A 10,440-nucleotide genomic window follows, 5' to 3' on the forward strand; every position below is an offset into this window, starting at 1 on the left:
CCCACTCAGGGGCGCGGGGAACGGCGCAGTCTTTTGGCTCTGACGGGCGCGGGGAACGGCGCGAGCAACCCCCACCGGACCCGCACGTCGAGGGGCGCGGGGAACTGCGCAATCGTCAGGGCCCATCCCCACCGTCCCGCGGACGAACACGGTTTTTCAGGGGCGCGGGGAACTGCGCGAACGACCCCCACCGGACCCGCACCCGAAGCACCGGACCGGCGGCAGCCGAACTCACACCTTGCTGTGCGAGAACAGCTTCAGAACCGGCACCCCCACCTTGTGCCGCGCCCGCGACGCCCAGTCCCGGTGGAAGAACTCCTCCACGTAGTGCGGATCGGTCAGCACGATGACCTCGTCCGCCCCCACCTCGTCGACGAGCCCCTTCAGCGCGTCCAGCGGATGCGCCTCGATCAGCCGCCCCCGCGCCGTACTGCCGGTGGCCCGCAGCGCCACGAGCGACACCTCCAGAGCCCGCTGCCCCTGCCCGACCGCCTCCGCGCCCTCGGGCGTCTCGTTCTCGCGGGCCGCCTCGTCCAGCTCGCCGAGCGCCACGTCGTCGATCGCGCGCAGGAGCCGGTCCGCCTGGTCGCCGCGGGGCTGGAGCAGGACGTGGAAGTCCACGCCCTCGTCCCCGTGCAGGGTGGTGACGAATTCCACGTCCGCGGAGGTGAGGGCCTTCTCGATCATCAATACGCTTGTGAACACGACAAACGCCCTTCTCGTCCATGGGCCGTTCCAGCCCCCTGCGGAAACCATCCTGCCCCGTGACCGCACGGGGACCGCGATTTTCAGTGTGCCCCGCGAAAGCTAACCGGAACAGCCGATTCCATATCTTCCGTCCGACCCTGATCCCTTGGTCAGGACCGGACGTAACGGCTGAAGAGGAACCCGTCCTCCTCCAGCAGAGACATCAGTTCGAACCGCTTCGGCACCGCGACGGACGGGCCGCCCGCGATGCGCTGGGCGTCCCCGGCGGTGAGCATCGGGGACACCGTCAGACAGAGCTCGTCGAGGACACCGGCCGCGACCAGCTGGCCCAGCAGCCGGGGCCCGCCCTCCGTCAGGAGCCGGTACAGACCCAGGTCGGCGAGCGCGCGGACGGCCCGTGCGGGGTCCACCCCCGTGCCGTCGCCCGCGATCACGACCCGCGCCCCGGCCTTCTCGGCTGCGGCGATCCGGTCGGGCGCCGCCGCGGCCCCGGTGAGCAGCAGCGTGGGAAGCAGCGGCGAGGTGAAGAGCGGAAGCGAGAAGTCCAGGTCGAGGCTCGCGCTCACCACGGCGATCGCGGGTGCCGGGCCCTGTCCCGCCGCGGCCCGGCGCGCGGCGAAGTCCGTACGGGCCCGCGCGGGCCGGTACCCCTCCTGCCGTACCGTTTCCGCACCGACGAGCACGACGTCCGCGAGTCCACGCAGCGTGCCGAAGATCCGCATGTCGGCGGCGCAGGAGATCGGCTGCGACCGCCCGTCGTGCTGGGCGGCCCCGTCGAGCGTGGAGACCATGTTGGCCCGCAGCCACGGCTCGGGCCCCGCGGCTCCCGCGACGGCCGCGGCGGATCCACCGGGCCCACCGGCCGCACCGGGTCCACCGGCTCCACCGGGTCCAGGAACGCCCACCGGATAGGCGTACGCCTCGGCCAGTTCATCGAGTCCCCATTCCCGGGCCGCGGTCGCCGCACCCGGCGTACCGGGTACCCCGTCCGAGGCCGGGGCTGCTGTCTCGTCGGTCACAGGGAACAGGCGTCGCATGTCGTGCAGTCTGGCACGAGACGTAGAGTGGGGAACCGTGTCAACCTCCACCACCGCCTCCGGATTCGGCCCGATAGCCGACGCGACCCCGTCGTCCCTGTGCGCCCGCGAGCCGCGCGTCCCCGCGGACCGGCTGGTCGCCGAGATGGTGCCGCCGCCGCGCTTCGACTCGGTCCGTTTCGAGACGTACATCCCGGACCCGAATCAGCCGAGCCAGACCGAGGCCGTGCGCGTCCTGGCCGGTTTCGCGGCGGGTCTGGGCGGGACACCGGCCGACGCGGGCAAGCGCGGCTTCCTCGGGCTCGGCTTCGGCAGGAAGCCCGCGAAGACCCCGGCGGGCCCCCGCGGTGTCTATCTGGACGGCGGTTACGGCGTCGGCAAGACGCATCTGCTCGCCTCCCTCTGGCACGCGACCCCGGCGGAGCCCGCGCTCAAGGCCTTCGGCACGTTCGTGGAGCTGACGAACCTCGTCGGCGCCCTCGGTTTCCAGCAGACCGTCAAGACGCTGAGCGGCCACCGGCTGCTGTGCATCGACGAGTTCGAGCTGGACGACCCCGGTGACACCGTCCTGGTGTCCAGCCTGCTGGCCCGGCTGGTCGAGGCGGGGGTGGCGCTCGCCGCGACCTCCAACACCCTGCCGGGCAAGCTCGGTGAGGGCCGGTTCGCCTCGGTCGACTTCCTGCGCGAGATCCAGGGCCTGTCCGCCCACTTCCGGTCGCTGCGCATCGACGGCGACGACTACCGCCACCGCGGACTGCCCGAGGCCCCGGCGCCGTACTCGGACGAGCAGGTCACGAAGGCCGCGTACGCGACACCGGGGGCCTCGCTCGACGACTTCCCGCATCTGCTCGACCACCTGGCCCGGGTGCACCCCAGCCGGTACGGCGCGCTGACGGACGGGATCGAGGCGGTCTGCCTCACGGACGTCCAGCCGGTCCCGGACCAGTCCACCGCGCTGCGGCTCGTGGTCCTCGCCGACCGGCTGTACGACCGCGAGGTGCCGGTACTCGCCTCGGGGATGCCGTTCGACCGGCTGTTCAGCGAGGAGATGCTGAACGGCGGCTACCGCAAGAAGTACTTTCGCGCCATCTCCCGGCTCACGGCGCTGGCACGGGACGCCAAGGGACTCGTACAGGACTGACCGGCCGACCGCCCGTCCCCCACTGGCCGGTACCGGCGCCCGCCCCCGCTGTCCGGTCCGGCCGCATGCCCCTGCCGCTCGGCTATTTCCGGCCTGCCGAGCGATGCTCTTCGGCCCTCTTCAGGCTCTCTTCAGGCTCTCTTCAGGGTGAAACGTTAAGTTAACCCAGCAAACAACTTCCCGAGTTAACGTTCGTGTCAGCAAGGGAACAGTCGACCTGGAACCGGCCGAGAGGGGGCCCATGCGACGAGGAACGACGGTCCGGACACTGTTCGCCGTTCTCGCCGCCGTCCTGCTGGCCCTGCAGCTCTCCGCCCCCACCACAGCGTTCGCACCCGCGTTCGCATCCGCGCACACACCCCGGCTCGCCGGCCCCGGGGAAGGCACCCGGGAACACACCTGGGGCGGCCCCGAAGCCAGGGCCGAGTTCGTCACCTGTGGCGACACCTCGCACTCGCACGGCCCGACCGGTCCCCTGCGTACCCGCGACCGGATCCGTGTCGCGGACCACGTCGCCCCCGCCGCCGCGCGCCTGCTGCTCTGCAAGGACGTCACGGCCGTGCGCGAGGACCCGTCGCACACCGCGGCCCCCGCGGCGCACCACCGTACGACGAGATCCTCGGCGGGCCACTCCTCGGCGGCACTCCAGGTCTTCCGCTGCTGAGAGCACCGGCTCAGACCTGAACACCGGGCACGAAGCGACTCCGACCTGACCCACCCCTCACCACGCCACGTCCGCCGAGCGCGTCGACGTGGGGTCATGTCGCCGTACCCGCATGCGCTCCGTTTTTGTACACCGACGCGCCCTCACGCGCGCCAGGAGGAACTGACACATGCAGCCCCTCATCGATCACGCACGCTCCTTCCGCAAGCAGTCCGCGGACCGCCCGGAGGAGTTCGCCCGACTTGCCGAAGGCCAGTCCCCGCAGGTCCTGTTCATCACCTGCTCCGACTCGCGGGTCGTCCCGGCCCTGATCACCGGAGCCCGGCCCGGTGAACTCTTCGAACTGCGCACGGCAGGCAACATCGTCCCCCCGCACACCTCTTCGCAGCCCACCAGCGAGGCCGCCACCATCGAGTACGCCGTGGAGGTGCTCGGAGTCACGGACGTCGTCGTCTGCGGCCACTCCCACTGCGGTGCCGTCGGCGCGCTGGTGCGAGGCGACGACCTGACCGCCGTACCCGCGGTGCGCGACTGGCTCGCGCACTCGACCCCGCGCCCCGACGGCGCCACGCAGGACCCGACCGTCACCGAGGCCGTGCAGAACCACGTCCTGACCCAACTCCTGCGGCTGCGCTCGTACCCGTGCGTGGAACGCAGGCTGACGGACGGTCAACTGCGCCTGCACGGCTGGTTCTACGAGGTCCACACCGGGTCCGTCCTCGCGCACGACGTCCGCTCCGACTCCTTCGAGGCGCTGTGAGCGCCGCGACGGGCACACCCGCGGCCGACGGCGGGACGGACCCGGGCCGGCACCCTCGATTCCCCTTCCTGCGGCAGGACTTCGCTGCCTCGCTCGTCGTCTTCCTGGTGGCCCTGCCGCTGTGCGTGGGCGTGGCCGTGGCGTCGGGCGTACCCGCCGAACTCGGCCTGATCACCGGCATCGTGGGCGGTCTGGTCACCGGGCTGCTGCCCGGCAGCAGCCTCCAGGTCTCGGGCCCGGCCGCGGGCCTGACCGTGCTGGTCTTCGAGGCGGTGCGCGCGTACGGACTGGCCGTGCTCGGTGTCATCGTCCTGGTCACCGGTCTCATACAACTCGCCATGGGCGCCATGAAGTTGGGGCGCTACTTCCGGGCCATCTCGGTGGCCGTCGTGGAAGGCATGCTGGCGGGCATCGGCCTGGTCCTGATCGCGGGCCAGCTCTACTCGGTGGCCGGCGCCGAGGCCCCCGCCTCGGGTCTGGGCAAGCTCGCCGGACTGCCGGGGCTCGTCGCCGACTCCGCCGGATCCACCACCGCGCTGACGTCCTTCGGGCTGGGCGCCGCCACCGTCGCCGTACTCGTGCTGTGGAAGTACCTGCCGGCCAAGGTCCGTACGGTGCCGGGGGCGCTGGCCGCGGTGGCGCTCGCCACGCTCGCGACCCTCGCGTTCGACCTGCCCGTGGCGACGGTGGAGGTACGGGGACTGCTCGACTCGATCCAGCTGCCGGGGCTCGAAGCCGTCGGCGGGCTGGCGAGCGTGGGCGTGCTCGGCACGGTCCTGGCGTTCGTGCTGATCGCGTCCGCGGAGTCGCTGTTCAGCGCCGCCGCCGTGGACCGGCTGCACGACGGGCCGCGCACCCAGTACGACAAGGAACTGATGGCGCAGGGCGCGGGCAACACGGTCTGCGGGCTGCTCGGCGCGCTGCCGATGACCGCGGTGATCGTGCGCAGCTCGGCGAACGTGTCCGCGGGCGCCCGCACGAAGGCGTCCCGGGTCCTGCACGGGGTGTGGCTGCTGCTGTTCGCGGCGCTGCTGCCGTCCGTGCTCGCCTACATCCCGCTGCCCGCGCTCGCGGGCATCCTGGTGCACGCGGGCTGGAAGCTGATCCCGCTGCGCTCGATCGCGGCACTGTGGCGCGGGCACCGGGGCGAGGCCCTGATCCTGGTGGTCACGGCCGTGTCGATCGTCGCGGTGAACATGTTCGAGGGCGTGCTGATCGGACTCGCGTTCGCCGTCGCCAAGACCGCCTGGGAGGCCTCGCACATCAAACTGGAGGTCATAGACAAGGGAGCCGGTCCCGTGCAGGCGTACCTGTCGGGCAACGCCACCTTCCTGCGGCTGCCGAAGATACTGGACGACCTGGAGGCTCTGCCGAAGGACCGTCCGGTGACGGTGGACCTGTCGGGGCTGCACCACCTGGACCACGCGTGCCGGACGGCACTGGAGAACTGGTCGCAGCGGCACAGCGAGAAGGGCACCGAGCCGGTGAAGGTCACCACTCCGGCTCCGTAGGCACCGGCACCTGAACCAGCACAGGCACCGGCGCCTGAACCGGATGAACCGGAACCGTCGCCCTGGGGCCCGGTGCGCGACTCCCCACGAGTCCCGCACCGGGCCTTCCGGCTGTCCGGGTCGTCCGGGGGTCCGTGAGAACGCCACGCTACGCGCGTGGTTCACGTGATCGGGACCACGTGATACACACAAGCGGGTCACGTACTCCTGTCCGCCAACAGGAAGGTTGCCCCATGTCCGCAACACGACGCGAAGTGCTGGCCCGCTCCGGAGCCCTCGGAGTCGGCATCGCCTTCACCGGTGCCGTATCGGAGCTCTTCACGGGTACGGCCGCCGCACTGGGCCACTCCGGATACGGCCCCCTGCTCCCCGACCCGGACGGTCTGCTGGACCTGCCGAAAGGTTTCCGTTACCGGGTGCTGTCCCGCGAGGGCGACGAACTGCGCTCGGGCGAGGGCCAGGTGCCGAGCAACCACGACGGCATGTCCGCCTTCGCCGGCAGACACGGCCGCGTCCATCTGGTCCGCAACCACGAGAACCGCGTCACCGGCAAGATCGGTGTCCCGACGGTCGACGGCCTCACCTACGACCCGATGGGCAAGGGCGGCTGTACGGCGCTGACCCTCGACCAGCGCGGCAACGTGATCGGCGAGCGGGTCGCGATCGCCGGCACGGCCGTCAACTGCGCGGGCGGGCCCACCCCTTGGGGCACCTGGCTGACCTGCGAGGAGACCGAGGACAAGGCCGGCACGAACGGCTACACCAAGGACCACGGTTTCATCTTCGAGGTCGACCCGGTGGACCCCCACCGCACCGGGGCCGTGCCGCTGACCGCGATGGGCCGCTTCCAGCACGAGGCGATCGCCGTCGACCCCAAGCGCGGCATCGTCTACGAGACCGAGGACGCCTTCCTCAAGCCCTTCGGCCTCTTCTACCGCTTCCTGCCCAACAAGCCCGAGGGCGGACGCGGTTCGCTGCGCGCGGGCGGCCGTCTCCAGGCGATGCGCGTACCGGGCGTCCCGGACCTCTCCTCGATCCAGGAGACGGGCGCGAGCTTCGACCGCATCGAGTGGGTCGACGTACCGGACCCGCTGGCGAGCGAAACCCCCATCCGCGACCAGGACTTCGGCCCCAAGGGCATCACCCACGCGCAGAAGCTGGAGGGCTGCTACTGGGGCGGCTCGTCCGTCTACTTCGTGTCCTCCTTCGCGCACAGCAGCGAGGGCTCCGCGGCCGACCACTACGGCCAGATCTGGCGGTACGACCCCAGCGCCCGCCGGCTCACGCTGGTGATCGTCTTCGGTCCCGACACCGACGTACAGCTGCCCGGCGAGTCCCCCGACAACATCTGCCTCGCCCCCAGCGGCGGCCTGATGGTGTGCGAGGACGGCGGCGGCGCGCAGCACGTGTACGGGGTGACCCGGCGGGGCGAGGTGTACCCGATGGCCCGCGGGCGGCAGAACATCGGCACCGAGGACGCCCCGGAGTGGGGCGAGTTCGCGGGCGTCACCTTCTCACCCGACGGCCGGACGATGTACGTGAACTGCTACACGCCGGGGACGACGTTCGCGGTGACGGGTCCCTGGAGCAGGTAGTGATCCGCGCCCCGGTGGGCACCCGGCGACCATGACGGCCGCCGGTCCGGGGGCGGGGGCGCCGCGGGTAGCGGCCCCCGCCCCCGCGGCGCAGGATCGAGGGAACCGCCCCGAAGGGATGCGCGATGGCCAAGAAGGACAGCAAGGGCAGGAAGAGCGGCAAGAGTGCCGGGGAGAGCGCCGTCCCCCTGCGCGACGCGCTGCGCCTCCCGGTCGGCGAACGGATCTCCCTCTCCTCGTACGACCCCTCGGCGACCCCCGGCGGGGCGACGGCGCCCAGGTCCAAGAGCGACGGTCTCGCCGCCATCACCCGGATGGCCGAACCCCTCGCCGGACTGCAGGAACGCCTCTGGGCGGCGAGCACGGCCGGCGACCACCGGCGGATCCTCCTGGTCCTCCAGGGCATGGACACCAGCGGCAAGGGCGGCACGGTCAAACACGTCGTCGGGCTCTTCAACCCCGTCGGCTGCCGCGTCCGCAGCTTCAAGGCGCCGACCCCCGAGGAACGGCAGCACGACTTCCTCTGGCGGATCAGGAGGCAGCTCCCCCACCACGGTGAGCTGGGTGTCTTCGACCGTTCCCACTACGAGGACGTCCTCGTCGGCCGGGTCAGGGAGCTGGCCCCGCGCGCCGAGATCGAGTCCCGGTACGACCGGATCAACGACTTCGAGCGGGCCCTCGCCGACGACGGCACGACCATCGTGAAGTGCTTCCTGCACATCTCGTTCGAGGAGCAGCGCCTGCGTCTGCTGCGCCGGCTCGCCGACCCGGACAAGCACTGGAAGTTCAGCCCGTCGGACATCGACGACCGGGCCCTGTGGCCCGCCTACCAGGAGGCGTACGAGATCGCCTTCGAGCGGTGTTCCACGGACGTCGCTCCCTGGTATCTGATCCCCGCCGACCGCAAGTGGTACCGGAACTGGGCGATCAGCCGACTGCTGCTGGAGCATCTGACGGCGCTGGACCCGCAGTATCCGCGACCGGACTTCGATGTGGAGGCGTGCCGGAAGCGGCTGCAGGAGGAGGGATGAGCGAGCCGAGCCGTGCCGAGCTGAACTGAGCCGAACAACACCGATCAGGGTTGATATAACCGGTTTTTCCTATTCATCCGGTTAATGTCGCCCGCGTGAACACCTTCCTGTTCCTGAAGAGGGCCGTCGCGGCTTGCGTACTGACGACGGCGGGCGCGGTCGCCCTCACGGCGTGCGGCGCTCCCGATGCCCCCCGCGCCGCCACGCTCCCCGCACCCGCCGCCAGTACGCCGTCCCGGCCGCCCACCCTCGCCCCGGGCCCGGGCGGACTGACCCCCGTCTTCATGAAGGCGGCCCGGGCACGCGACAAGACGGTCGCCCTGACCTTCGACGCCGACATGACGGCCGACCAGGGCCCACGGGCCGACGCCGGGGAGCGTTTCGACAACCCGCGGCTGATCGGGACACTGCGGCGGCTGAAGGTGTCGGCGACCGTGTTCATGACGGGGCGCTGGGCCGAGGAGTACCCCCGGCAGGCGCGGGACATCGGGCGCGATCCGCTCTTCGAGGTCGCGAACCACTCCTACAGCCATCACGCCTTCACCGAGGACTGCTACGGACTGCCGACCGTTCCCGCGTCGGGGATGCGGGCGGACGTGGAGCGGGCGTTCACCGCGTTCCGCGCGGCGGGGATCGAGCATCCGATGCCGTACTTCCGCTTCCCGGGCGGCTGCTACGACCGGCGGGCGCTCAAGGCGCTGAACGGCACCGGTGTGACGGCCGTGCAGTGGGACGTGGTGAGCGGGGACGCGTTCGCGACGGACGCGGGGGCGGTGGCGCGGCAGGTGCTGGACGGCGTACGGCCCGGTTCCGTGGTCGTCATGCACTGCACGCGCAGTGCGGCACCGGCGACGGAAGAGGCCCTGCGCACGATCGTTCCCGGGCTGCGGGAGCGCGGCTACCGGTTCGTGAAGGTGTCGGAGCTGATCCGGCCGGACGCCTGAGCCCGTGAGCCCATGAGCCCATGAGCCCTGGGTCCCGCGTTCGGCATGCGATTCATCGCCCGTGTCTCTCAAAGCGATCGCATTCTCTTGTTGGACGGCAAAAACGTCTCGGTGGACGCTTGAACGTACCGAACGAATCCCCAGGAGGAGCCCCCATGCAGACACGCACCATCGGTGACGTCCGGGTCGGAGCGATCGGTCTGGGCGGGATGCCGATGTCCATCGAGGGGCGCCCGGACGAAGCGCGCTCGGTCGCGGCCGTGCACGCGGCGCTGGACGAGGGTGTGACGCTCTTCGACACCGCGGACGCGTATCACCGGGACGCCCACGAGGTCGGGCACAACGAGTCGCTGATCGCCCGCGCGGTGGCGTCGTACGGCGGCGACACCTCGGACGTCCTGATCGCGACGAAGGGCGGTCATCTGCGGCCGGGCGACGGCTCGTGGACACTGAACGGCTCACCGGAGTACCTGAAGAAGGCGTGCGACGCCTCGCTGGAACGGCTCGGTGTCGAGGCCATCGGGCTCTACCAGTTCCACCGGCCGGACCCGAAGGTCCCCTACGCGGAGTCGGTCGGCGCGATCCGCGATCTGCTGGACGCGGGCAAGATCCGCTACGCGGGTGTCTCCAACGCGGACCCCGACCAGATCCGGCTGGCGAACGAGATCCTCGGCGGGCGGCTGGTGAGCGTGCAGAACCAGTTCTCGCCGGCCTTCCGCTCCAGCGAGCCGGAACTGGAGCTGTGCGCGGAACTCGGCATCGCGTTCCTGCCGTGGAGTCCGCTGGGCGGTATCTCGAAGGCGGGTGAACTGGGGTCGCGTTACGCCGTGTTCGCGGAGGTGGCGGGGGCGCACGGGGTGAGTCCGCAGCAGGTGTGTCTGGCGTGGATCCTCGCGAAGGCGCCGGTGACGATCCCGATCCCGGGCTCCTCCCGCCCGGAGACGATCCGCGACTCCGTCGCCGCGGCGAGCCTGTCGTTGTCCCCGGAGGAACTGTCCCGCCTGGACGCGGCGTAAAAGATTGCGCCGTTCCCCGCGCCCCTTTTTAGG

Annotated in this window: 10 protein-coding genes; 8 read left to right on the plus strand and 2 right to left on the minus strand. The window is 71.1% G+C overall.

The features are described 5' to 3' along the window. Positions 1-231 precede the first annotated feature (231 nt). Positions 232-705: an indole-3-glycerol phosphate synthase gene (locus ACFWGJ_RS35920; protein WP_387332987.1), complete on the minus strand. Its 474-nt coding sequence runs from the start codon at positions 703-705 to the stop codon at positions 232-234. A gap of 152 nt (positions 706-857) precedes the next feature. Continuing rightward, on the minus strand, positions 858-1,745 hold the full coding sequence (locus tag ACFWGJ_RS35925) for a pyrimidine reductase family protein (protein WP_387332989.1): 888 nt from the start codon (positions 1,743-1,745) through the stop codon (positions 858-860). On the opposite strand from ACFWGJ_RS35925, the gene zapE reads away from it, so the two are divergent. The 8 genes from zapE to ACFWGJ_RS35965 all read left to right on the plus strand — a co-directional run bounded on the left by zapE (position 1,744) and on the right by ACFWGJ_RS35965 (position 10,407). Then, positions 1,744-2,886 carry a cell division protein ZapE gene (gene zapE, locus ACFWGJ_RS35930; protein WP_387332991.1) on the plus strand — a complete coding sequence of 381 codons (1,143 nt, stop codon included), beginning with the start codon at positions 1,744-1,746 and terminating at the stop codon, positions 2,884-2,886. The two genes, ACFWGJ_RS35925 and zapE, sit on opposite strands and share 2 nt — an antisense overlap. A gap of 241 nt (positions 2,887-3,127) precedes the next feature. Continuing rightward, a complete protein-coding gene (locus tag ACFWGJ_RS35935) occupies positions 3,128-3,550 on the plus strand; it encodes a hypothetical protein (RefSeq protein WP_387332993.1) in 423 nt (140 codons plus the stop codon). Positions 3,551-3,719: 169 nt separating this feature from the next. Then, positions 3,720-4,310 (plus strand): carbonic anhydrase, encoded by a 591-nt coding sequence (locus ACFWGJ_RS35940; RefSeq protein WP_387332995.1) that lies wholly within the window; start codon positions 3,720-3,722, stop codon positions 4,308-4,310. Then, positions 4,307-5,821 carry a SulP family inorganic anion transporter gene (locus ACFWGJ_RS35945; protein ID WP_387332997.1) on the plus strand — a complete coding sequence of 505 codons (1,515 nt, stop codon included), beginning with the start codon at positions 4,307-4,309 and terminating at the stop codon, positions 5,819-5,821. The genes ACFWGJ_RS35940 and ACFWGJ_RS35945 overlap by 4 nt, the downstream gene beginning before the upstream one ends. A 233-nt stretch (positions 5,822-6,054) precedes the next feature. Then, entirely contained in the window at positions 6,055-7,416 is a 1,362-nt protein-coding gene (locus ACFWGJ_RS35950; protein ID WP_387332999.1) for a PhoX family protein, read from the plus strand. A 125-nt stretch (positions 7,417-7,541) separates the two neighbouring features. Beyond that, a complete protein-coding gene (locus ACFWGJ_RS35955) occupies positions 7,542-8,447 on the plus strand; it encodes a PPK2 family polyphosphate kinase (protein ID WP_387333001.1) in 906 nt (301 codons plus the stop codon). 95 nt (positions 8,448-8,542) lie between these two features. After that, positions 8,543-9,391 carry a polysaccharide deacetylase family protein gene (locus ACFWGJ_RS35960; protein WP_387333003.1) on the plus strand — a complete coding sequence of 283 codons (849 nt, stop codon included), beginning with the start codon at positions 8,543-8,545 and terminating at the stop codon, positions 9,389-9,391. A 155-nt stretch (positions 9,392-9,546) separates the two neighbouring features. Beyond that, positions 9,547-10,407: an aldo/keto reductase gene (locus ACFWGJ_RS35965; RefSeq protein ID WP_387333005.1), complete on the plus strand. Its 861-nt coding sequence runs from the start codon at positions 9,547-9,549 to the stop codon at positions 10,405-10,407. The last annotated feature ends 33 nt before the right edge of the window (positions 10,408-10,440 follow it).

The sequence above is a fragment of the Streptomyces sp. NPDC060205 genome (assembly GCF_042728395.1).
GTDB lineage: Bacteria > Actinomycetota > Actinomycetes > Streptomycetales > Streptomycetaceae > Streptomyces.

Coding starts and splice junctions, on each gene's coding strand:
- ACFWGJ_RS35935 (WP_387332993.1), top strand. CDS start 3,128: ATGCGACGAGGAACGACGGTCCGGACACTGTTCGCCGTTCTCGCCGCC.
- ACFWGJ_RS35950 (WP_387332999.1), top strand. CDS start 6,055: ATGTCCGCAACACGACGCGAAGTGCTGGCCCGCTCCGGAGCCCTCGGA.
- ACFWGJ_RS35940 (WP_387332995.1), top strand. CDS start 3,720: ATGCAGCCCCTCATCGATCACGCACGCTCCTTCCGCAAGCAGTCCGCG.
- ACFWGJ_RS35965 (WP_387333005.1), top strand. CDS start 9,547: ATGCAGACACGCACCATCGGTGACGTCCGGGTCGGAGCGATCGGTCTG.
- ACFWGJ_RS35955 (WP_387333001.1), top strand. CDS start 7,542: ATGGCCAAGAAGGACAGCAAGGGCAGGAAGAGCGGCAAGAGTGCCGGG.
- zapE (WP_387332991.1), top strand. CDS start 1,744: ATGTCGTGCAGTCTGGCACGAGACGTAGAGTGGGGAACCGTGTCAACC.
- ACFWGJ_RS35925 (WP_387332989.1), bottom strand. CDS start 1,745: ATGCGACGCCTGTTCCCTGTGACCGACGAGACAGCAGCCCCGGCCTCG.